20 protein-coding genes and 2 other annotated features (1 of these 22 running past the window's edge) are annotated in these 22,658 nt (G+C 38.0%); of the genes, 19 read left to right on the top strand and 1 reads right to left on the bottom strand.

The window, feature by feature from the left end:
• Window positions 1–8 (top strand) — a binding site (T-box leader) (it extends 221 nt beyond the left edge of the window).
• A gap of 52 nt (window positions 9–60) precedes the next feature.
• The 13 genes from trpE (at window position 61) to IEV41_RS14505 (ending at window position 15,917) form a co-directional block, all read left to right on the top strand.
• On the top strand, window positions 61–1,488 hold the full coding sequence (gene trpE / locus IEV41_RS14565; protein WP_188389296.1) for an anthranilate synthase component I: 1,428 nt from the start codon (window positions 61–63) through the stop codon (window positions 1,486–1,488).
• Entirely contained in the window at window positions 1,485–3,092 is a 1,608-nt protein-coding gene (locus IEV41_RS14560) for a bifunctional anthranilate synthase component II/anthranilate phosphoribosyltransferase (protein WP_205181487.1), read from the top strand. The genes trpE and IEV41_RS14560 overlap by 4 nt, the downstream gene beginning before the upstream one ends.
• On the top strand, window positions 3,093–3,827 hold the full coding sequence (trpC, locus tag IEV41_RS14555) for an indole-3-glycerol phosphate synthase TrpC (RefSeq protein ID WP_205181488.1): 735 nt from the start codon (window positions 3,093–3,095) through the stop codon (window positions 3,825–3,827).
• Complete coding sequence (locus IEV41_RS14550; RefSeq protein ID WP_188389220.1) at window positions 3,824–4,432, top strand: phosphoribosylanthranilate isomerase; 609 nt, start codon at window positions 3,824–3,826, stop codon at window positions 4,430–4,432. Before trpC ends, IEV41_RS14550 begins: the two co-directional genes overlap by 4 nt.
• On the top strand, window positions 4,429–5,637 hold the full coding sequence (gene trpB, locus IEV41_RS14545) for a tryptophan synthase subunit beta (RefSeq protein WP_188389219.1): 1,209 nt from the start codon (window positions 4,429–4,431) through the stop codon (window positions 5,635–5,637). The genes IEV41_RS14550 and trpB overlap by 4 nt, the downstream gene beginning before the upstream one ends.
• Window positions 5,627–6,406, top strand: coding sequence for a tryptophan synthase subunit alpha (trpA, locus tag IEV41_RS14540; protein WP_188389218.1), 780 nt, complete (start codon window positions 5,627–5,629; stop codon window positions 6,404–6,406). The genes trpB and trpA overlap by 11 nt, the downstream gene beginning before the upstream one ends.
• Window positions 6,407–6,580: 174 nt before the next feature.
• Window positions 6,581–7,786 carry an MDR family MFS transporter gene (locus IEV41_RS14535; protein ID WP_188389217.1) on the top strand — a complete coding sequence of 402 codons (1,206 nt, stop codon included), beginning with the start codon at window positions 6,581–6,583 and terminating at the stop codon, window positions 7,784–7,786.
• A 117-nt stretch (window positions 7,787–7,903) separates the two neighbouring features.
• Window positions 7,904–9,457 carry a spore germination protein gene (locus tag IEV41_RS14530; protein WP_188389216.1) on the top strand — a complete coding sequence of 518 codons (1,554 nt, stop codon included), beginning with the start codon at window positions 7,904–7,906 and terminating at the stop codon, window positions 9,455–9,457.
• Window positions 9,444–10,553: a GerAB/ArcD/ProY family transporter gene (locus tag IEV41_RS14525; RefSeq protein ID WP_229722262.1), complete on the top strand. Its 1,110-nt coding sequence runs from the start codon at window positions 9,444–9,446 to the stop codon at window positions 10,551–10,553. The genes IEV41_RS14530 and IEV41_RS14525 overlap by 14 nt, the downstream gene beginning before the upstream one ends.
• Entirely contained in the window at window positions 10,550–11,668 is a 1,119-nt protein-coding gene (locus tag IEV41_RS14520; RefSeq protein WP_188389214.1) for a Ger(x)C family spore germination protein, read from the top strand. The genes IEV41_RS14525 and IEV41_RS14520 overlap by 4 nt, the downstream gene beginning before the upstream one ends.
• 66 nt (window positions 11,669–11,734) lie before the next feature.
• Window positions 11,735–11,954, top strand: a binding site (T-box leader).
• A gap of 64 nt (window positions 11,955–12,018) precedes the next feature.
• Window positions 12,019–14,436, top strand: coding sequence for a leucine--tRNA ligase (gene leuS / locus IEV41_RS14515; RefSeq protein WP_188389213.1), 2,418 nt, complete (start codon window positions 12,019–12,021; stop codon window positions 14,434–14,436).
• Window positions 14,437–14,535: 99 nt separating this feature from the next.
• Window positions 14,536–14,910, top strand: coding sequence for a VOC family protein (locus IEV41_RS14510; protein ID WP_188389212.1), 375 nt, complete (start codon window positions 14,536–14,538; stop codon window positions 14,908–14,910).
• Between the two features lie 149 nt (window positions 14,911–15,059).
• Window positions 15,060–15,917 (top strand): hypothetical protein, encoded by an 858-nt coding sequence (locus IEV41_RS14505; RefSeq protein ID WP_188389211.1) that lies wholly within the window; start codon window positions 15,060–15,062, stop codon window positions 15,915–15,917.
• 102 nt (window positions 15,918–16,019) lie between these two features.
• Here IEV41_RS14505 and IEV41_RS14500 read toward each other — a convergent pair whose 3' ends face one another.
• Window positions 16,020–17,366, bottom strand: a complete 1,347-nt coding sequence (locus IEV41_RS14500) for a glycosyltransferase family 2 protein (RefSeq protein ID WP_229722254.1) — start codon at window positions 17,364–17,366, stop codon at window positions 16,020–16,022.
• Window positions 17,367–17,713: 347 nt separating this feature from the next.
• Between IEV41_RS14500 and IEV41_RS14495 the strand changes: the two genes are divergently transcribed.
• The 6 genes from IEV41_RS14495 (at window position 17,714) to IEV41_RS14470 (ending at window position 22,627) form a co-directional block, all read left to right on the top strand.
• On the top strand, window positions 17,714–18,025 hold the full coding sequence (locus tag IEV41_RS14495; RefSeq protein WP_188389210.1) for an MTH1187 family thiamine-binding protein: 312 nt from the start codon (window positions 17,714–17,716) through the stop codon (window positions 18,023–18,025).
• A 154-nt stretch (window positions 18,026–18,179) separates the two neighbouring features.
• The gene (locus IEV41_RS14490; RefSeq protein ID WP_188389209.1) at window positions 18,180–19,061 is read left to right on the top strand and encodes an ABC transporter ATP-binding protein; all 882 of its coding nucleotides are present in this window, start codon (window positions 18,180–18,182) and stop codon (window positions 19,059–19,061) included.
• Between the two features lies 1 nt (window position 19,062).
• On the top strand, window positions 19,063–20,283 hold the full coding sequence (locus IEV41_RS14485) for an ABC transporter permease (protein WP_188389208.1): 1,221 nt from the start codon (window positions 19,063–19,065) through the stop codon (window positions 20,281–20,283).
• A gap of 125 nt (window positions 20,284–20,408) precedes the next feature.
• Complete coding sequence (locus IEV41_RS14480) at window positions 20,409–20,984, top strand: TetR/AcrR family transcriptional regulator (protein WP_188389207.1); 576 nt, start codon at window positions 20,409–20,411, stop codon at window positions 20,982–20,984.
• 64 nt (window positions 20,985–21,048) lie between these two features.
• Complete coding sequence (locus IEV41_RS14475; protein WP_188389206.1) at window positions 21,049–22,263, top strand: MFS transporter; 1,215 nt, start codon at window positions 21,049–21,051, stop codon at window positions 22,261–22,263.
• Between the two features lie 70 nt (window positions 22,264–22,333).
• A complete protein-coding gene (locus IEV41_RS14470) occupies window positions 22,334–22,627 on the top strand; it encodes a rhodanese-like domain-containing protein (protein WP_188389205.1) in 294 nt (97 codons plus the stop codon).
• Window positions 22,628–22,658: the final 31 nt, after the last annotated feature.

The following is a 22,658-nucleotide window of genomic DNA, read 5'->3' as shown; positions in this document are numbered from 1 at the left end:
TCCTCTATACGCATGTATTGTGCGTGTAGGGGACTTTTTTTATTGTCTAAAAAGTGGGGGATGAAGATGAATATAACGAAAGAACAGTTTATGGAATTGAAAGAAGCGAAGAAAGATTTTTTAGTAATACGTGATATAGCTGGAGATGAGTTAACACCAATTGGGATGTATTATCGATTGTCTGGGACAAAGAAGTTTCTCTTAGAAAGTTCTTTAAAGAAAGAAGAGAAAGGACGTTATTCATTCATTGGAATGAATCCATCAGTGGAGGTTATTAGTAAAAAAGGGATTATTGAGGTACATGAAGGAAAGAAAGGTACAACAAGAAAAGGGAAAATGCTAGATGTACTTCAGGAAGTGATACGTGCCGTGGAAGTAGAGACAGATCTTCCCTTTATTGGTGGGGCAGTTGGGTATATTGGTTATGATGTTGTCCGACAATATGAAACCATCGGCGAGGGAATAGAGGATGACTTGCATATATCAGAAGCTCACATGATGGTGTATCAGATTGTTGTTGTTTTTGATCACGAATTGCAAAAGGCATCGGTTGTATATTTGTATCGTAAGGATGATGTAGCGTCCTATGAAGAAATTACACAACAATTATTAAAGATTGAATCGGAATTATATGCAACAAGTCAGCCACGTGCAATCAGTGTACAAGTGGATGGAGTCGTAACAACGAATATGGAGAAAGAAGAGTATATGGAATTAGTGGAGAGGGCAAAGCAATATATTCGTGACGGAGATATTTTTCAAGTTGTGTTATCACAACGTTTCGAAACTAAATTTCATGGCGATACGTTTGACTTGTATCGAAAACTCCGCATTAGCAACCCGTCTCCTTATATGTACTATGTTGATTTCGGAAGCTATCAAGTAATTGGTTCATCCCCGGAAAGTGTGATGAGTGTGAAGGAGAAGATTGTTACAACGAATCCAATTGCTGGAACGAGACCAAGAGGGGCAACAAAGAAGCAGGATGAAGAAGTAGCACGTGAATTACTTCTGAATGAGAAAGAACGGGCAGAGCATTTGATGTTAGTGGACTTAGGACGAAATGATCTTGGTTTTGTCAGTGAAATTGGTTCTGTCTCTTTACGAAAATTCATGGAGATTGAGAAATATTCCCATGTAATGCATCTCGTATCTGAAGTAGTTGGAGAATTACGAGAAGGGATGACATGCTTCGATGCCTTACCGTGGTGTTTCCCAGCTGGGACTGTATCAGGGGCACCGAAAATACGGGCGATGCAAATTATCGATGAGTTAGAAACTATCCGCCGCCATATATATGCAGGTACAGTCGGTTACATTTCATACACAGGTGATATGGATATGGCGTTAGCGATCCGAACAATCGTTGCAAAGGATAATTGTGCATATGTTCAAGCTGGGGCAGGTATTGTATATGATTCTATTCCACAACAAGAATTTGAAGAAACAGTAAATAAAGCGAAAGCATTAATGGAGGTGTTGAAATGATTGTATTAATCGATAATTATGATTCATTTACGTATAACTTGTATCAGTCATTACGAAAGTTTACTGAGCATGTGAAAGTTGTTCGTAATGATGAAATTTCACTTCAACAATTAGAGGCATTGCAGCCAGAAGCTATTGTTTTATCACCAGGACCAGGCCGACCAGAAAATGCAGGAATATGTGTTGAAGTGATTCGTTCGTTTTACAAGAAGATTCCGATTCTTGGCATTTGCCTTGGGCACCAAGCAATTGGTTATGCGTTCGGAGCGGATATTATACATGCAAAACAAATTAAACACGGAAAGACATCGCTTCTAACCCATAATCAAACAGGTATATTTCAGCATCAGAAACAACACCTTCGTGTGATGCGATATCACTCGTTAGTTCTTCGGAAAGAGACGGTACCATCTTGCTTAGATGTGTATGCGACAGCAACGGATGATGAGGAAATCATGGCAGTTAAACATAAAGAGTATCTTGTATATGGCTTGCAGTTTCACCCAGAGTCAATTGCGACGGAAGAAGGGGATGACTTAATTGGACAATTCCTTGTCGAAGCAACGAGTACGAAAACGATGAACACGTACCTTCGTAAAATTATGGAGAAAGAAGATTTAACCGAACAAGAGGCGTACGAAGCCTCGAAGAAATTATTTGCAGAAGAAACAACAGAAAGTGAGATTGCAGCATTCTTAATTGGGCTGAAATTAAAAGGGGAGACGTTAGAGGAAGTATTAGGCTTAGTACGAGTGTTGCGAGAGAAAGCTGTTCATTTCCCAAAATCTGTGGAAGGTGTGCTTGATAATTGTGGTACTGGCGGTGATAAGTCAGGGAGTTTCAACATTAGTACAACATCCGCGTTCGTATTAGCTGGTGGTGGAGTAAAAGTGGCGAAGCATGGCAACCGTTCTGTTTCAAGTAAGAGCGGAAGTGCAGATGTGTTAGAGCATTTAGGGGTTAATTTAACATGTTCACCGGAACATATAGAGCAATTATTAAAAGAAGTTGGTATTGCATTCTTATTTGCACCGCATGTACATCCGAATTTAAATCGCATTATGAAAGTACGGAGGGAGTTAAATATTCCAACGATTTTTAATTTAATAGGTCCATTAACAAATCCTGTTTCACTTGAGAATCAAATGCTAGGTATTTATAAACGAGATATGATGGAGCCAATTGCACGCATTTTGCACAAGTTAGGGAGAAAGAGGGCTGTTGTGGTGAACGGAAGTGGGTATGTAGATGAAGCGTCGTTACAAGGCGAGAACCATTTAGCAATTCTAGAGGAAGGAACGGTACGTACAATCACATTACATCCACACGAAGTCGGTTTAAAGCAACTAGATAACAAGCATATTCGTGGCGGAAGCCCGAAGGAAAATGCAGCTATTACGATGCGTGTTTTGAACGGAGAAGAAGGAGCGTATCGCGATACTATTCTATTGAATGCGGGGATTGGATTCTTTGTTAGTGGTTTAGCAAATAGCTTTCAAGAAGGAGTAGAACTAGCGAGGGATAGCATTGACTCTGGAAAAGCGTTAGTCAAATTACAAGAATTAATCGTTCAAAGTAACAAAATTATGGAAGAGGTGAACTGAATGTTAACGAAAATTTTGACACAGAAACAACGAGAAATAGAAGAAATGAAGAGACAGAAACATTCTTTTTTAGAGAAAATACGTAATCATTCATCGTTAGCGATTATTTCTGAAATTAAGCGTGCTTCTCCGTCCAAAGGAGATATTAATATAGGTATTAATATTATTGAACAAGCAAAGCAATACGAGGCATACGGTGCAAGTGCCATTTCTGTTCTAACGGATGAAGTATTTTTTAAAGGTTCATATGAAGATTTACGTCAAGTTCGAGAATGTGTTGATGTTCCGATTTTATGTAAGGAGTTTATAGTAGATGAAATACAGATTTACAAAGCGAAAAGCGTTGGAGCAGACATTATTCTTTTAATCGTTGCCGCATTAACAAAAGAGCGATTACAGCAACTATACAAATGCGCCGTATCATTAGGGCTTGAAGTGTTAGTAGAAGTTCATGATGAGGAAGAATTAGATATAGCCTTGTCAATTCGTCCGGATTTAATTGGCATTAACAATCGTAATTTGAAAACATTTGAAGTAAGTCTTGAAACAACAGAACGATTAGCAGAAAAAGCGAAAGCACACGGAGTATTTGTAATTAGTGAAAGTGGGATTAGAACGAAAGAAGATGTCCTCCGCTTACACAAAGCTCGTGTAGACGGGATGCTAATTGGTGAGACGTTTATGCGAGCAGAAAATGTAGAAGAGATGTTCAACGAATTACAGGTGCAGCGATGAAGGTGAAAGTGTGTGGGATAAGCGATATACCAACAGCTCAGGCAGTGTATGAATACGGTGCCGATATGATTGGATTTGTCTTTGCGAAAAGTAAGCGTCGTGTAACGCCTGAACAAGCAAAGGAAATCATTGAATCGTTACCAGCTACCATTGAAAAAGTTGGTGTATTCGTAAATGAAGAACGTGATGTTGTGCAAGAGATTGTGGGAACGTGTGGTCTAACGATGGTACAGTTTCACGGAGAAGAAACGGAAGCGTATTGTCAGTCTTTTCGTGTGCCAGTCATAAAAGCATTCCGGGCGAATACAGAAGAAGATGTACAGCAAGCTTTCAAGTATAACGTTGCTTATCATTTATTTGATAGTTCGATTGAGCAGTATTACGGAGGAAATGGAACAAGTTTTGATTGGGATGTACTAAAAGGAAATATGCTGCATAACCAAATTATTTTAGCAGGTGGTCTTCATGTTGATAACGTGCAGAGAGCAATTCAAGAAGTTCATCCAGCTGTCGTTGATGTGAGTAGTGGTGTTGAAACAAATGGGAAAAAAGATAGTGAGAAAATAAAACAATTTATCGTGAAAGCAAAGGGGGAAATAAGATGACCACGTATTGTTATCCAGATAAGCGAGGACATTTTGGGAAATACGGAGGAAGGTACATTCCAGAAACGTTAATGACGTCTGTACTAGAATTAGAGAGAGCATATGAAGAAGCAAAAGAAGACGAAGTATTTATGAGTCAGTTTCATTCTTATTTGAAAGAGTATGTGGGAAGGGAAACACCACTTTATTATGCGAAGAATTTAACGGAGATAGCAGGTGGTGCAACTATTTACTTAAAGCGAGAAGATTTGAATCATACTGGTGCTCATAAAATCAATAATACGATCGGGCAAGCGTTATTAGCTGTTCGAATGGGTAAGAAAAAAGTTGTTGCAGAAACTGGAGCAGGACAGCATGGGGTAGCTACGGCGACGGTTTGCGCTCTACTAGGGCTTGAGTGTGTTATTTTCATGGGAGAAGATGATGTGAAGCGTCAACAATTGAACGTATTTCGAATGGAATTACTCGGAGCGAGGGTAGTGAGTGTGACAGCAGGAAGCCGAACGTTGAAGGATGCAGTGAATGAGGCACTTCGTTATTGGGTAACGAACGTGGAAGATACGCACTACATTATGGGGTCTGTACTTGGACCACATCCTTTTCCACAAATGGTTCGGGACTTTCAAAGTGTTATTGGAAAAGAAACGAAGGAACAATATACACGATTAACAGGGAAGTTACCAGAAGCGATTGTTGCGTGTATCGGTGGTGGAAGTAATGCGATGGGAATGTTCTATCCATTTATCGAAGATGAAGAAGTACAGTTATATGGGGTAGAGGCAGCAGGAGCGGGTCTTCATACACAGAAGCATGCAGCAACATTGACGAAAGGGCGTGTTGGCGTATTGCACGGTTCGATGATGTATGTGTTGCAAAATGAAGAGGGACAAATTCAAGAAGCACATTCGATTTCCGCAGGTCTTGATTATCCGGGCGTCGGTCCAGAACATAGCTTGTTGAAAGATTTGAATCGGGTACAATATGAGTCTGTTACGGATGAAGAAGCATTAGAAGCATTTCAGTTATTAGCAAGGCGAGAAGGAATTATTCCTGCACTGGAAAGTTCTCATGCGGTTGCGTATGCATTAAAACTAGCAAAGGGAATGAGCAAAGAAGAAACGATTGTCGTTTGTTTATCTGGTCGAGGGGATAAAGACGTAGAGAGTGTAAGAGCGTACTTAGGGGGTGTGAAAGATGGGGATTAATCGATTACAGCGTGCGTTTCAAGTAGTAGAAAAGAATGGAGATAAAGCATTTGTTCCGTACATTATGGGAGGAGATGGCGGGCTCGATACATTTACAGAATATCTCCATTTTCTTCATGAGAACGGGGCAACAGCAATCGAAGTAGGCATTCCGTTTTCTGATCCTGTTGCAGATGGACCAACAATTCAACGAGCAGGATTGCGAGCAATGGAACAAGGAGTTCATATAGATGATATTTTAGGTGTTATCAAGGAAGTTCGTCCAACAGTCGATACACCAATTGTTTTAATGACATATGTGAATCCGATTCTTGCATACGGGATTGAGCGATTTATGGAGAGATGCGAAGAAGTGGGAATCGATGGCTTCATTATTCCAGACCTTCCATATGAAGAGCAAGAACTTGTGTTACCGTACTTACGTGAGATGGCATTGATTCCATTAGTGACGTTAACGAGTACAGAAGATAGGTTAGAAAGAATAATAGAAGAAGGAAGCGGCTTTGTTTATGCGGTAACCGTACGGGGGATAACAGGAGAACGTGCAGAGTTTCCAGAAGAATTAACAGCTTTCTTAGCACGACTAAGGGAGATGAGCTCATTACCAGTACTGGCAGGGTTCGGTATTTCTTCCCCAGTACATGTGAAACACCTATTGCCACATTGTGACGGTGTTGTTGTTGGAAGCAAAGTTATTGAGCTATTTAGGAAAGGCGAGGTAGATACACTGAAAGAATTAATGCAAGCAACGCGTGTGGTAAAAAACTAATCAAAAAAATGAACGTTTAGACAACTATTCATCTCGAATGGTTGTTTTTTCATGTTTAATTATCAGAAAAAACACTCTTTTTTGGTCGTGTTATTTACATATTGCGAACGATAGGAAAAAGGACTAGAATCAAAAGGATGAATAGAAAAACGGAAAAGGAACGGGGGGAGAAGCATGCCAAAGCGTATTTGGTTATTAATTATCGGAATGATTATTAACATGACTGGGGCGTCTTTTTTATGGCCTTTTAATACAATTTATATACATGGTCATCTTGAGAAGTCGTTATCCGTCGCGGGGATGGCGCTTATGTTTAACTCAATTGCAGGGGTAATTGGTAATATGCTAGGTGGTTGGCTATTTGATCGTATCGGTGGATATAAGTCTATTTTAACAGGTATTGTTATTACGCTTCTTTCCATTAGTGGAATGGTCTTTTATCATGAATGGCCATTTTATGTTGTGTTCTTAACGTTAATTGGTTTCGGTAGCGGGATAGTATTTCCAGCTATGTTTGCGATGGTAGGTGATGCTTGGCCAGAAGGTGGTAGAAAAGCATTTAATGCGCTTTACGTTGCACAAAACGTTGGGGTTGCGATTGGTTCAGCCGCAGGTGGTTTTGTTGCGTCATTTTCATTCCATTATATCTTTATCGCAAACGCGGTATTATATACGGTCTTCTTCTTCATTGCATTGTTCGGATTTGGAAGTATTCAAACGAAGAAGAAGTCTGACATAGCGGATGTAAAGTCAATTTCTAATGGTTTTACATTAACAGGACCGATGAAAGCTTTATTAGTGGTGTGTATTGCATATGCATTATGTTGGTTCTCTTATGTTCAGTGGCAAGGCGCACTTGCAACACATATCCAAGCATTAGATATTGATTTAAAGCAATATAGTTTGTTATGGACAATTAACGGAGCATTAATCGTCCTTGCACAGCCACTTGTATCAATGATTGTTTCTCGCTTTACACGTTCGCTTAAGCAACAAATTATCGTTGGTATTCTCATTCTAATGGTATCGTTTGGGGTTGTAAGTATTGCAGAGCAATTTACGATGTTTGTTGTTGCAATGGTTATTTTAACAATTGGTGAAATGTTTGTATGGCCAGCTGTGCCGACGATTGCGAACAATTTAGCGCCAGAAGGACGTGTTGGTTTCTACCAAGGTATTGTAAATAGTGCTGCGACAGGTGGAAGAATGTTTGGTCCGCTAGTTGGTGGTGCAATTGTAGATAATAGTAATATTACTATGTTATTTATCTTCTTGTTCGCTGTTTTAACGTTTGCGTTAGTGATGGCATCCTTGTATGATCGTGTGTTACAAGTAGACACGGTGAAGGAAGAAGAAGTGTTCATTCAAAAAGGTTCATAACGATTGAAGCAACTTGCATAGATACAAGTTGCTTTTTTTATGCGCAAAAATTCACCGTATGTTCTTTCCAGTTTTGTTCACACTAAAGGCATACATTTACAAAATAGGTGAAAAACGATGAGTATATTTTCTATTTTTTTAAAGAAGAAACCGAAAGAAAACAAAAAAGCAAAGAAATCGTATGAGGAGATGAAGAAAGAAGAATTAGGAGATATCGCTTCTTCTTCATTGCGTGAGCACGAAAAAGGGATAACAGACATTTTTGATGAAGCGACGGATTTGATTAAGCATCCGCTAACGCTACGAACTGGGACAAACATGTTACTGTATTATTTCGAAGGATTAACAGACGGAGTCGCGTTAAAAGATAACGTCATTCATCCGTTATTACATGACGTACATGAAGATTGGCAAGTAGTAGAACCTCATACAATTGCGTGTTATATGAGTAAAGTGAAGACATGGGATGAGGTAGAAAAAGGCTTGCTTCAAGGACAAAGTGTACTATTTATTGATGGGTATAACGAAGCGCTCGTTATTAATACGAAAGGATGGGCGGAGCGTTCTGTTGAAGAATCGAAGACAGAGACGACGATTAAAGGATCACATGATGGCTTCGTAGAGAACGTATCGAAAAATATCGGATTAATTCGTCGGTATGTTCCAACAACCGAGTTGAAAATTAAAAGGCTTACAATCGGTGAACGTGCAGAAACAGAAGTATATATGATGTATTTAGGTGACGTCGCGAATCCAGAGGTTGTACAAGCGGTGGAGAACCGTATTAACAAAATTAAAGTAGATACTATTTCTAATATTGGAACATTATCTCGTTATACGGAAGATAATACGTGGTCACCGTTTCCACAGTCCTATACGACAGAGAGACCAGATGCTACAGCAGCTCACATTCTTCAGGGGAAAGTTGTTGTGATGGTCGATCGTTCACCTTCGGCGATGATTGTACCAATTAACCTAACTGGATTCTTTCAAACCCCTGATGATTATAATACGAGTTGGCTTGTTGCCTCGTTTACTCGTATGCTTCGTTATGTTGGCTTTGCGATGGCAATTTTGTTACCAGCCATTTATATTGCAATTATCTCATTTCACTTTGAAGTAGTTCCACTTTCTCTTTATTTATCGATTGCGGAGTCGCGGGCAAGAGTTCCATTTTCCCCATTTTTAGAAGCAATCTTTATGGAGATAACGTTAGAAATGCTGAGGGAGGCAGGGATACGACTGCCACCTCCAATTGGACAAACGATTGGTATTGTTGGAGGTATTGTTATTGGTCAAGCAGCCGTACAAGCTGGAATGGTAAGTAATATCATGGTAATCGTTGTTTCGATTACAGCTATTGCTTCTTTTATTGTACCTAATATTGATTTATCATCTTCAATTCGACTTATTCGTTTTCCAATGATGGTTATTGCGTATTTTTACGGAATGATTGGTATTGTGATTGGTATGATGGTTTTAGTTGCTCACCTTATTACGCTTGAATCATTTGGAACGCCTTATGGGGTTCCAATTGCTCCCCTGCGTTGGCGTGATTTAAAAGATACATTCGTTCGTTTGCCAGAAAGTATGTTAACAAAGCGACCAGAAGCAGCAAATACAATGCAAGAACAGAAACAAAGTGAATCTAACGGTGATGCAAATGAATAAAGGAAATAAGTTAGCGTTAACGAGGACACAGTTTATTTTGTTAATCCATGGTACACAGATGGCGACGGGGATTCTTTATTTACCACAACAGCTAGCTGCTGTTGCCGGTTCGGATGGTTGGATTTCGCTTATCTTTGGTTGGATGTACAGCTGTATTATTGGATATGCAATTATTTATGTGATGGCATTATATGAAGGGAAAACATTCGGTCAAATTTTGCAGATGTTCTTCGGGAGATGGCTTGGTAAACTTGCGCTGTTAGCTTTTGCGCTGTTATATGCATACATGGCTTTTTTTAGTCTCCTAAATGCTGCGAGTATGATTAACGTATGGGCCTTATCCTATACGCCGTCTTACCATTTTGTCTTTTTATTAATGGTGCCTGTTTATATATTAGCTAGAAAAGGAATACAGGCAATTGGACGCTATGCAGAGTTTGTTTTCTTTTTTATTTTAGGACTTCCATTTCTACTCGTATTCGCGTTGAAGAACAATTGTAATATCCTCTATTTCTTACCTGTATTGCAAGATGGATGGGGACCTGTCCTTAATGCGACAGTTGAAATGGCTACCGCATTCTCAGGACTTGAAATTGCATATTTCCTGTATCCGTATTTAGAAGATAAAAAGAAAGCAGCATCTAGTATTTTTATCGCAAATGCTATCTCTGGATTCTTCTTATTATTTGTTACAATTGTTTGCTTCTTGTATATGACACCAGACAACTTAAAGATTAACGTGTGGCCAACATTAAGTTTATTAAAAGGTATTCAGTTTGCGTTCTTAGAGCGTCTAGAAATTATCTTTTTATCGCTGTATTTATTCCAGTTCTCAACGAATTATATTCCAGCGTTATATGTAGCTGCATCATCTATTTCGAACATATTTACATTTATTTCTTATCGAAAAGCACTTGTAGCTTTATTAGTGATTATCTTTGGTGTTTTTTTAACAGTTCCAATGACACTTGAAGTGAAGATGCTATTAGAAAAGCTGACAGGTCAAGTGTACTTTTACTTGTTTGCTATTGTCCCTATGTTCTTATGGGTGTACGGTGCTATTTTCCATAAGATTAAAGGAGGGAAAGCACGATGAAACGAATATTCATCATGTTCTGCTGCCTTTTTTTAGTGGCATGTAGTGACCGTGTACCAATCGAGAAAGTGACGCTTTTCTTAGTATTAGGTGTTGATTATGATGATAAAGGTAATTTATTAGTTAGCATTAGCGCCCCTTCATTTGAAAAAGGTGCACCGAAAAAAACATCCGAAGAAACAGTGAAAGCAACATCTTTGCGAGATGCGTTCAAGTATATTAATGCGAAGATTAGCGGAATTACCTCTAATGGGAAGACGGAAGTTATTTTAATTGGAGAAAAGGTAACGCAGCAAAAAGAATGGTTTAAAGAAATCGATTTGTATCAACGAGACCCGAAATCCTCTAATAATGCAGAGCTTGTTATTATTGAGGGAGGAATGGACGAAGTATTAAATGTGAAATTAAAGGATAAGCTGATTCTAGCAACATATTTAATGGAAATTATTCGTAGTATGCAAACGAATAATACATTTATTCCTGCACCAGTTCGTACATTCAGTAATATAGCGAATGATAAAGGAATTACAGCGACGTTGCCTGTTATTAAAAAGGTAGGGGAGAAATTAGAATTTCAAGGGACAGCACTTCTTAACGAAAGTGGTCAACCGAAAGTAAGGCTATCATTAAAAGAAAATAATCTCTTGAATTTACTCCGTTTACCACGGGAAAAAGGTGCAATGTCCATTAGCTTAGCATTGCCAGATGAAGATGCGAAACAAAAAAATAACGTTTCTTTATTAGTGACAGACTTAAAGAGAGATATTGATGTATCTTACACTGGCGGGAAGTTTGTTTATACGATTAATGTACATTTACACGCAGATTTAATTGAGCAAACAAAAATGAGGCTAAATAAAGATATATCAAAGTTAGGGGAAGAAGCAGAGGTATTAAACAAACAAATAACACAAGAATTAGATAAAGAGTTGAAAAAAGTGGTAGAGAAATTCCAAGAAGGAAAAGTCGACCCGATTGGTTTAGGCCAGTATGCGAAAGCGTATGAATATAATGAGTGGAAAAAAGTAGAGGACAATTGGGGCGAAGAACTTTCGAAGGCGGAGATTAAAGTGAATGCTGACATACAGTTATTCACAACAGGCTTATTACCGTAAGGAAACATTTTGTTAACAATTGACGAACAGAATAGAATAGATTAGAATATACTCTAACTAATCATATATGTAACTGTGAAAAGGAATAGTAATGAAGTAGTGATGCTAAAGAGAGTTGACGGGTGGTGCGAGTCAATGCAGAACATTCATGAACTCGCCTTGGAGTTATAACGGTGAACTTATAGTAGTCGTTATCGTTTGTCCACGTTACGGATTTCAAGCGAATGTGCATACACATTAAGTTGGGTGGTACCGCGGGAAGATATATAATCCTCTCGTCCCTTTTTATAGGGATGAGAGGTTTTTTTATTTTATTGAAAGATTCACATAAAAGAGAGGTTGTGAAATTGATGAACTATAACCATCGAGATATTGAGACAAAGTGGCAGCAATATTGGGAAGAAAACAAATCATTCAAAACAACAGAAGATAAGGATCGTCCGAAGTTTTATGCATTAGATATGTTCCCTTATCCGTCTGGAGCTGGCTTACACGTAGGTCATCCAGAAGGCTATACAGCGACAGATATCGTATCACGCATGAAGCGTATGCAAGGATACAACGTATTACATCCAATGGGATGGGATGCATTTGGTCTTCCAGCAGAGCAATACGCATTAGATACAGGTAACGACCCTGCGGAATTCACAGAGCAAAATATTAACACATTCCGTCGTCAAATTAAGGCGCTAGGATTCTCTTATGACTGGGATCGCGAAATTAATACAACAGATCCGAACTACTACAAGTGGACACAATGGATCTTCACGAAAATGTTCGAAAAAGGCTTAGCGTTTATGGACGAAGTACCAGTTAACTGGTGCCCAGCTTTAGGAACAGTATTAGCGAACGAAGAAGTAATTGACGGTAAATCTGAGCGTGGTGGACACCCTGTTATTCGTAAACCGATGCGTCAGTGGATCTTAAAAATTACAGAATACGCAGACCGCTTATTAGAAGACCTAGAAGAATTAGATTGGCCAGAAAGCTTAAAAGAAATGCAACGTAACTGGATCGGTCGTTCGGAAGGTGCAGAAGTAAACTTCGTAATCGACGGACATGATGCTATCTTTACAGTATTCACAACACGTCCAGATACATTATTCGGTGCAACATATGCAGTATTAGCTCCAGAACATGAGTTAGTAGCAAAGATTACAACATCAGAAAAAAAAGAAGCAGTAGAAGCGTATGTAGATGCAATTCAAACAAAATCAGACTTAGAGCGTACAGAGCTTTCAAAAGAAAAGACAGGTATCTTCACAGGTGCATATGCAATTAACCCAGCTAATGGCGAAAAAATGCCAATCTGGATTGCAGACTACGTATTAGCAAGCTACGGTACAGGTGCAATCATGGCTGTTCCAGCACATGATGAGCGTGACTATGAGTTTGCGAAGAAATTCGATTTACCAATTAAAGAAGTAGTAGCTGGTGGAGATGTTGAAAAAGAAGCGTACGCTGGTGACGGAGAGCATGTAAACTCTAACTTCTTAAATGGTTTAAACAAAGAAGACGCAATTAAGAAAATGAACGAATGGTTACAAGAAAAAGGTATCGGTGAGCAAAAAATCACATACCGTATTCGTGATTGGTTATTCAGTCGTCAACGTTACTGGGGTGAGCCAATCCCAATTATCCATTGGGAAGATGGTACAATGACAGCTGTACCAGAAGAGCAATTACCATTAGAGTTACCGAAGACAACGGACATTCGTCCTTCAGGTACTGGTGAATCACCACTTGCAAACATCGAAGAGTGGGTAAATGTTGTAGATCCAGTAACAGGTAAGAAAGGTCGCCGTGAAACGAACACAATGCCACAATGGGGCGGTTCTTGCTGGTACTTCTTACGTTACATCGATCCAAACAATAGTGAAGCACTTGCAGATCCAGAGAAGTTAAAACAATGGTTACCGGTTGACTTATATATCGGTGGTGCAGAGCATGCTGTTCTTCACTTATTATATGCACGCTTCTGGCATAAGTTCTTATACGATATCGGAGTAGTGCCAACGAAAGAACCATTCCAAAAGTTATACAACCAAGGAATGATCTTAGGGGAAAACAACGAGAAGATGAGTAAATCAAAAGGTAACGTTGTTAACCCGGATGATATCGTAGAATCACACGGTGCAGATACACTTCGTTTATACGAAATGTTCATGGGACCTTTAGATGCTTCTATCGCTTGGTCAACAAATGGATTAGACGGATCTCGTCGTTTCTTAGACCGTGTATGGCGTTTATTCGTAGGTGAAAACAGTGAATTAAGCGAAAAAGTTGTTGTAGGTGCAGAAAACAAAGCATTAGAGAAAGTATTCCACCAAACAGTGAAGAAAGTAACGGAAGACTTCGAAGGTTTACGTTTCAACACAGCAATTTCACAAATGATGGTATTCATGAATGATGCATACAAGCAAGACGTACTTCCGCAAGAATATGTAGAAGGATTCGTGAAGTTATTAGCACCAATTGCACCGCATATTGGAGAAGAGTTATGGGCGAAGTTAGGCCACAGTGAATCAATCACATATGCAGCATGGCCGACATTTGACGAATCGAAGCTTGTAGAAGCTGAAGTAGAAATCGTTGTTCAAATTAACGGTAAAGTAAAAGCGAAAATGAACGTTGCAAAAGACATCACACGTGAGCAATTAGAAGAAGTAGCATTAGCGAACGATTTAGTAAAAGAGCAAATCGAAGGCAAGACAGTTCGCAAAGTAATTGCTGTGCCAGGAAAATTAATTAACATCGTAGCAAACTAATTTCATCGTTATAAAGAGGAAAAGCTACATCGTTTCTTGAAAAAGAGCGATGTAGCTTTTTTGTGTATGAACTACTAATACAATCGGGAGGAAATCATTATGGAGCCACGTTTTCGTATAAAACTGTACGTAGAAGATATTGAAAAGTCATTATCCTTTTATGAACATATCATTGGTTTGAAGTTATATAGGCGGAGCGAGCAGTTTGGTAGATTTAATCATGATTGTTTTTCATTATTAATAGGGTTACGATCTAGTTTAGATGAAACGCATTATTTTAATAGGCATGGAAAAGGTAACGGACTAGAAATAATTATTGCTGTAAGCTCCTTAGAAGAGGTGTATAAGCGATGTGTGGCTAATAAGTATTCAATTGAAACAGAGATTGAAGATTATTCTTGGGGCATGAGTGGATTTAACATAATTGATCCGGATGGATATTTCTTACGTATCACCTCTGAGACAATTGTTTAATCCATATAATAGAGATATAAGGGCTATTCCATTATTTTTTAGGCACTGGTAGTTATACACACATCATCTTTAGCCCTCATATATTGCGATTAGGTGTTTTATTCATAAGAAACATTCCTATTTGTAAAAAGTGAGGTGTCGAATCGCATATGTTCCATGATGAGGAGGAAACGGGAGATTACTTAATACATGCGGGAGAAGAGCAGGAAATAACGTATACACTTCCTGATGATTGGGAAAAGATTGGATTGCCAAAAGTAAAAGTAGTTGTTCCACAGATTAAGAAGGAAGAAGTAGTTAGTGTCGTAGAAGAATCGATAGAGGTAACGTCAAAAGAAGCAGTTAACGAAGCAGGAGAGGAACAATCGACAGAGGTACAATCCGAGGAAGTAGGTAATTTGGAAGAAGAGATAGAACCGTCGACAGATGTACTAGAGGAAGAAGTAATTCCGGTAGAAGAGGGGAAATCATCGGAAGAAAATTTATTAGAAGACGTAAGTTCCGTAATGGAAGCGGAGTCTATAGAAGAAACAATACAAAGTGAAGAATCTATACAAACAGAAGAAATTAGTTCAATAAACGAGCTGGAAGAAACAATAGAACAAATCGAAGTACCCGAAAAAAAAGTAATAGATCGTGCGAAAAAACGGGTTGAACAATTAGCCAAGTTAGTAGGAAAGCAAGAAACGAATGTAGTGAAAAAACGAATTGATCAACTTACTAGACCATCGCCAAAAAAGGAAACGGGCCAAGAGAAAGAGCAGAGTAATCAATTCGTTAAACCTGCTGAAAAGAATATAGTGAATCCTCGTACAAAGCGAATTGAGCAACTTATTCCATCTAAAACAACAGATCAATCAGAAAAGCAAGTGGAGACAACAACAAAGACGAAACAACATAAAAAGACACGTTCAACTTGCTCGTGTGGTTGTACACGTAGGTGTAATCGAAGTCGTGCGAATAGACTATACCCACAAAATAAATGTGCGAGACATTGTATTGATTAGGATAATAGGTTTTTAATTCAAAGAGAATAATTGATGACAAAGAAATAACCATCTGTAAATGACGTATTATGTGCATCTATAGATGGTTATTTTTGTGTTAGTTTAAATATTTTCTAAATCATCTTCATCCACATTGCGTACATGTTCAGTATGAGACCATACTCTGTTTTTTCGTTTAATGAATCCCATAAGTGTAACCGGAATCCACGTGAAACCAAATAAATAAGAGAAGAAGAACCAATGCAATTTCGATGCCTTTTTCTCTAAAATAATTGCAAGTAATGGGAGGGAGAAATAGCATGCGAAAACAGTGATATACACTGCAGGATGTAGCAATGTCAGTCCTTCCAATATACTATCAAGTGGTGTATAAATATCAGCAAGTTTCAAGAAAGATAGAAGAGAAAAGAGCATAAAGAATAAAATTAAAATGAAACGAGCTGGCCCAATTAAGTACATCACAGAATCGAAAGGGATTAAGCTACGTGTTTTAACAAATTGCTTTAGGAGTGGCAGTGTGTAGCGCATGGTGCAATCAGAATGACCAGCCATCCAACGAACTCGTTGCTTTAAGCTTGCGAGTAAGCCAAGCGGTTTCTCATCGTACGTAATAGCTTCATGTGCCCATCCGATGCGTCGTCCGGTTTCGATAATATAACGTTGCGTGAACTCTAAATCCTCTGTTAATGAAGTTGCGTTCCAGCCAATTTTTTTTAGCACATTTGTTGCGACAAGTAGGCCTGTACCACCTAGCTGAGCGCTTAGTCCAAGGTTATCACGACCTAATTGATAAATACGATTCGTTGACCAATAAGCAAATGAATACGACTTTGTTACCCATGTATCTTCCGGATTTTTTGAATCTAAATAACCTTGAACAACTTCAAATCCTTCATCCATCTTCGTATTCATTACATGTAAGAAATTACGGGAAACAATATTATCGGCATCGAATACAACTACTGCATCATACCTAGTTCCACCGGCTTCCATTTCCCATAGTTTTGTGAACATCCATTCAAGGGCAAAGCCTTTTCCACGTTTTGTTGTATCAAAGCGTTCCATTGCATTCCCACCATGGCTACGTACAACGGCAGCCGTTTTATCTGTACAATTATCACAAATAACGTATACGTCATAAAGTTCTTGGGGGTATTCTTGTTTTTGAAGATTTTTTACGATACTGCCGACTACCTTCTCTTCGTTATGCGCTGCTACAATGACTGCAAAGCGATGTTTGGGCGTTGTTAAGATAAGAGGTTTATATTTCCGTAATCCTAAATATCCGAGTGCGGTATTATAGAGTGCCATCCAAATCATATATAGTTGAATGAGCATTAAGAAGATGTTTCCTAGAATAAGAAGTGAATGAAGGGCATCTTCTGTGAACATATAACCAATAGTCCAAATAAGTAAGGAACTGAAGAATAAAAACAGTGGTTTTTTCATGGTACTTACCTCCTAGTACATAGCATTCCATGTTAGTATGCACAAATGGAAAAGTTTTCTTTCATGAAAGGAGAAATTGCCGTCAGTGTGGAAAAAGAACGTGGGAAGGGAATGACAATTAATATAAGTATGGATAATAGATAGGGTTACTATATTAGTACTATTTGTTGTGTTAATTAATTGAAATATAGAGGATCTGTTTTACAGGGAACTAGTTGAATTGGATAAGTGGAATGAGCTTGGATGTAGTACAAATAATGAAGCAGGGATAGTAGCATATACCGATGCATTAGATTTGGAGGGAATATGATATACTTAATGAAGAAAGAATCATAGGAGGTAGTAACATGCCAATCGCTGATATTACAATTATTCCAGTTGGAACAGAGTCTCCAAGTGTTAGTTCATATGTAGCAAAAATTCATCACGTGCTAAAGAAACATGAAGATCGTGTGAAATATCAATTAACACCGATGAATACACTTATTGAAGGAGAACTACCAGTTCTATTTGAAATCATTCAAGAATTACACGAGGTGCCGTTTGAAAAAGGTGCAAAACGTGTAGCCACAAACATTCGTATTGATGATCGTCGTGATAAAGTAAGCACGATGGAAGGAAAGTTAAAAGCTGTACAAGCTAAAATAGACGCCGAGTAGAAAGTTACATTCGTAGCTTTCTTTTCCTATTAAAAGGTTCAAAAGAACTATTTTAAAGAACTTTCAAATTATCTTGTTTTTCGAACTTTTATATGGAAAAAGTAGGAGGTTGGATGTATAATAATACCATACAGAATAAAGGGAGGGGAAATGATTGTTAGAAATTAAACAGTTAGCAAAGAATTTCGGAGACAATCAAGCTGTTAAATCATTAAATATTACATTGCCAAAGGGTAGTGTTCTAGGTCTCTTGGGACGTAATGGCGCAGGAAAGACAACAACGATTAAAATGATGCTTGGTTTATTAACGCCAAGTAGTGGAGAAATACAGTGGAATGGCAAAGACTTTAAGGATGCTAAGTTATCGCTTGGGTATTTACCAGAAGAACGTGGCTTATATCCAAAAAGCACAGTTTTAGATCAACTTCGCTATTTCGGGAAGTTAGAAGGTATGACGCAAAAGGCTGTAGACCAATCAATAGATTACTGGTTAGAGAGATTACAAATTACAGAGTATAAGAATAAGAAGGCTGGAGAACTATCGAAAGGGAACCAGCAGAAGATTCAAATTATCGCAACGTTATTACATAATCCGGAATTTATTATTTTAGATGAACCGTTTAGTGGGCTAGATCCGGTTAACGCCAATATGTTAGCATCTGTTATTCAAGAGGAAATGGAAAAAGGAAAGACAGTTATTTTCTCTAGTCACCGTATGGATCAAGTAGAGGCATTTTGTGAATACGTTTGCATCTTAAAGCATGGTGATGTTGTTGTTCAAGGTAGTCTAAAGGAAGTAAAACAAGAGTACGGGTTCCGTAATTTGATTCTTGAAGCAACAGAAGAGAACGAAAAGTGCCTAGCGTTATTAGATGTTGCGTTTGAGCAGAAGTTAGGAGATTTATATATAAAGGTAACAACAGATCAAGAGGCGTTAGAAATATTACAAGCATTCCAAGACCATTCTATTTCGTTACGTTACTTCAAAATGCTTGAACCTACGTTGAATGAAATATTTATAGAGAGGGCGAAATAAGATGGGTAAATTCGGAGCAGTTTTCTCGTATCATTTTCTTGAAGGAATAAAGAAAAAATCAACGTTTATTACAATGGCGATTTTTTTCGCTTTAACATTAGGGATGTTTGCCTTCATGCACTTTAGTAGTGGAGGAGAAGAAGAAAAAGAAGACTTTGTATTTATTAATACCACAACTAATTATGCCGTAGATACGGAAGGACTTAATCAAGCAGTACCTTCAGCGGCATTTAAAGATGGAAAGGCTTCTGATTTAGAATCATTGAAGGATAAAGTAAAAGAAGATGAATTAGATGGTGTTATTGTATTAGAAGAAGGTAGCGGTACTCCTGTACTTACATATGTATATAATAATCTGCCTGATAGAGAAATTATGACACTTACTAATGTATATGTGCAGCAGCAATTTATAAATACGACAGTAAAGGAAAATAACGTTGCGCCAGAAGTAGCAGCAAAATTATTCTCACAAGTGGAGATGAAGGAAGAAGCAATTGCTGATAAATCTAGTACACTTGGACTTGCAAATGTCTTTATGATTTTAATGTATATTTTTCTGCTTACCTTTGCACCAGGGATTGCTACAATGGTAGCAGCGGAAAAATCATCACGCGTAATGGAAGTACTAATTCCAAAGGTAAAACCAATTTATATGATGTACGGAAAAATATTAGCTATGTTATCTTTAAGTATTCTTCAATTTTCCGTAATTGGTATAGCAATCGGAGTGGCAATGGGGCTTGGCTGGTTAGATCCAGATAACTTGTCTTTATTTGGTGGAGCTATTGATTTTTCTTCTGTTACCCCATTGGTGCTAGTTGCATTTATTGCATACTTTATTTTAGGTTATTGGTTGTTTGCAATACTATATGCTGCACTTGGCTCACTTGTTAGCCGTACAGAAGACTTACCAACAGCGGTCATGCCGGCTACAATGTTAATATTGGCAGCATTCTTTATTGGAATGAGTACACTTGGAGACCCGAATTCGACAATGGCGGTTATTTCATCATATGTGCCATTCTTATCACCACTTGCTGGATTAAGCCGAGTTGTTATGGGCGAAATGAGTGCATATGATATGAGTATTTCACTTGGGATATTGTTTGTAACTATTATTATTATCAATATTTTTGTAAATCGTATTTATGTGAACGCAGTAATGAACTACAGCGAAAAATGGCAGTGGAAAAACCTTGTTCGCTTTATGAAGAAGAATTAATACATGTAGAGAAACTTCCAACCAATTGCAATTGGTTGGAAGTTTCTTTTTGGTTGCTAAATAATTCCATGATATGTTAATATTAGACTGAACAGTCGGTTTAGTGAAAAGGGTGTGTATATACGATGCAAAAAGGACAACAAACAAAATTAGATATAGCGTTGAAAGTAAAAGATTTATTTGCGACAAAAGGATATAGTGCAACGTCGATGGAAGAAATTTGTCAAACTACTGGTCGTAGTAAAGGGAGTATATATTACCATTTTAAAAGTAAAGAGGAACTGTTCTTATTCATCTTTCGTACAATAACAGAGGAATGGATTCAGACATGGAATGAGAAAGAAAAGTACTATCGTACGACGAAAGAGAAACTATATGCGCTTGCAGAACACCATATTGATGAGTTTGAGAATCCTTTTATGAAAGCTGTCGAAGAGTTTTCAGGCAGTCAATTAGCGACAAAAGATATTTTGGAAGAAGCATTGGAATTATCTCGTCAACCATATGTTGTGTATGAACGATTAATTGTGGAAGGAATGGAACGAGGAGAATTGAAAAAGAAAGATGCTCGTACCATTATGTATATTTTATATGGATTAATGACAGGGCTTGGTATTACGTATTATGATATGTCAATTGAAGAAATGAAAGATGTATACAAAGAAGGTATAACAGTGTTTTTAGATGGAATGAGTACCTAGTTACTCTTTCTTTTTTGAAATAAATTAGACCGGATAGTCGGTTTAAAAACTAAGGGGAGATTAGATGGGAGATTTATGGAGAAATAAAACGTTTATGCTTGTGACAACATCGGACGTTATGCAACAAATAGCAATTTGGATTCGAAATATGGCCCTACTCTTTTTTGTTATGGAGATAACGAATAATGATCCAGTTTCTGTATCGTTATTAACAGTTGCAGAATATGCACCGATTTTTATCTTTTCATTTGTCGGTGGGGTATTTGCTGATCGTTGGAATAGTCCGAAGCGTACAATGATATGGGGAGATATATTAAGCTTTGCTTCGATCTTGGTTATTATTTTCCTCATTTGGAATGGTCTTTGGATGGCAGTCTTTTTCGCAACATTTGTGTCAGCGGTTGTTAGTCAATTTTCACAGCCTTCATCAGCAAAAATTTTTAAGAAGCATATTCCAGAACAACATGTGCCTACCGCTATCGCAATCTCGCAAAGCATGATGTCATTATTTATTATAATTGGACCTATTATTGGGACAATTATTTATACACAAGTAGGTATGTATCCATCGCTGATTAGTTTATGTGTGTTGTTTCTTTTATCAGCGATTATCTTATCATTTTTACCAAAAGATGAGAAAGGAACTGTAGAGACAGATGCAACATTCTTTGAGGAAATGAAACAAGGCTGGAAATATGTATACCGTCAAGCTGTGTTACGTAACTTAGCAATAACGTATGTTTTCGTTGGTTTAGCAGTGGGTTTAACGCAACCTCTTGAAGTGTTTCTTGTGACAAATCGTCTTGGATTATCAAAAGAATATGTACAATATTTAACGGCAGTGGGCGGAATTGGAATTTTAGTAGGTGGAATAGTAGCAGCTATGGTGTCACAGCGCTTAAAGAGTAAGACGGTATTGTTTGCAGGTTTATTATTCCTTAGTGTGTCGTTTGTCGTGGAAGTTTGGTCGACTACGTTTTGGTTAACGGCGACGATGCGTTTCATCGGTGGAATGATGACCGCAGCTATTGGGATGATTACAACGACTTTGTTTATTAAGTTAGTAGATAGTGAGTTAGTAGGTCGAGTAAATGGAACAATTGTGCCGATGTTCATGGGTACAATGTTGCTTGGCTCTTCGCTAGCAGGTATTCTAATGGAGACAATTTCGTTATGGGGAGTGTTTATATTAGCGGCGTCTATTATGCTAGTAGCCGTTATTTTCTCAACAAGGGTAGTAGAAGAAACGAAACAAGAGAAGGTAGCTCCTTCTCTATAAGCTGCATCATTGCGTCTCCTTGTAACTATTGCTACAATGGCAATGTGATAAACAATAGGAGGGTGATAACATGATTGAAACAATTACACCACAAGAAGTAAAAGAACGTTTAGCAAACGATGAAACGTTATATTTAATAGATGTACGTGAAGATCATGAAGTACAGTTTGGTATGATTCCAGGAGCTGTGCATATTCGAATGAATGATATTCCAGAGAAGTTAGATTACTTTAATGAAGAGAATGAATATATTTTTGTTTGTCGTTCAGGTGTGCGTAGTGAGAATGTGTGCCACTACTTACAAGAGCAAGGTCTTAACGTGAAGAACATGGTCGGCGGTATGCTTGAGTGGGAGACGGAATGAAAATGGAAAACATGGACAGTAGTGTCCATGT

It is taken from the genome of Priestia taiwanensis, from assembly GCF_014638355.1.
Classification (GTDB): domain Bacteria; phylum Bacillota; class Bacilli; order Bacillales; family Bacillaceae_G; genus Priestia_D; species Priestia_D taiwanensis.
This window is presented reverse-complemented; position numbering and strand designations above follow the sequence as displayed.

Excerpts from the sequence above, each read along its gene's own strand:
- IEV41_RS14495 (WP_188389210.1), top strand. The coding sequence starts at position 17,714 with ATGCCAATCGCTGATATTACAATTATTCCAGTTGGAACAGAGTCTCCA.
- IEV41_RS14535 (WP_188389217.1), top strand. The coding sequence starts at position 6,581 with ATGCCAAAGCGTATTTGGTTATTAATTATCGGAATGATTATTAACATG.
- IEV41_RS14520 (WP_188389214.1), top strand. The coding sequence starts at position 10,550 with ATGAAACGAATATTCATCATGTTCTGCTGCCTTTTTTTAGTGGCATGT.
- IEV41_RS14505 (WP_188389211.1), top strand. The coding sequence starts at position 15,060 with ATGTTCCATGATGAGGAGGAAACGGGAGATTACTTAATACATGCGGGA.
- IEV41_RS14470 (WP_188389205.1), top strand. The coding sequence starts at position 22,334 with ATGATTGAAACAATTACACCACAAGAAGTAAAAGAACGTTTAGCAAAC.
- IEV41_RS14475 (WP_188389206.1), top strand. The coding sequence starts at position 21,049 with ATGGGAGATTTATGGAGAAATAAAACGTTTATGCTTGTGACAACATCG.
- IEV41_RS14485 (WP_188389208.1), top strand. The coding sequence starts at position 19,063 with ATGGGTAAATTCGGAGCAGTTTTCTCGTATCATTTTCTTGAAGGAATA.
- trpB (WP_188389219.1), top strand. The coding sequence starts at position 4,429 with ATGACCACGTATTGTTATCCAGATAAGCGAGGACATTTTGGGAAATAC.
- IEV41_RS14480 (WP_188389207.1), top strand. The coding sequence starts at position 20,409 with ATGCAAAAAGGACAACAAACAAAATTAGATATAGCGTTGAAAGTAAAA.
- IEV41_RS14525 (WP_229722262.1), top strand. The coding sequence starts at position 9,444 with ATGCAAATGAATAAAGGAAATAAGTTAGCGTTAACGAGGACACAGTTT.
- IEV41_RS14500 (WP_229722254.1), bottom strand. The coding sequence starts at position 17,366 with ATGAAAAAACCACTGTTTTTATTCTTCAGTTCCTTACTTATTTGGACT.
- IEV41_RS14530 (WP_188389216.1), top strand. The coding sequence starts at position 7,904 with ATGAGTATATTTTCTATTTTTTTAAAGAAGAAACCGAAAGAAAACAAA.
- leuS (WP_188389213.1), top strand. The coding sequence starts at position 12,019 with ATGAACTATAACCATCGAGATATTGAGACAAAGTGGCAGCAATATTGG.
- IEV41_RS14560 (WP_205181487.1), top strand. The coding sequence starts at position 1,485 with ATGATTGTATTAATCGATAATTATGATTCATTTACGTATAACTTGTAT.
- IEV41_RS14550 (WP_188389220.1), top strand. The coding sequence starts at position 3,824 with ATGAAGGTGAAAGTGTGTGGGATAAGCGATATACCAACAGCTCAGGCA.
- trpE (WP_188389296.1), top strand. The coding sequence starts at position 61 with ATGAAGATGAATATAACGAAAGAACAGTTTATGGAATTGAAAGAAGCG.
- IEV41_RS14510 (WP_188389212.1), top strand. The coding sequence starts at position 14,536 with ATGGAGCCACGTTTTCGTATAAAACTGTACGTAGAAGATATTGAAAAG.
- trpC (WP_205181488.1), top strand. The coding sequence starts at position 3,093 with ATGTTAACGAAAATTTTGACACAGAAACAACGAGAAATAGAAGAAATG.
- trpA (WP_188389218.1), top strand. The coding sequence starts at position 5,627 with ATGGGGATTAATCGATTACAGCGTGCGTTTCAAGTAGTAGAAAAGAAT.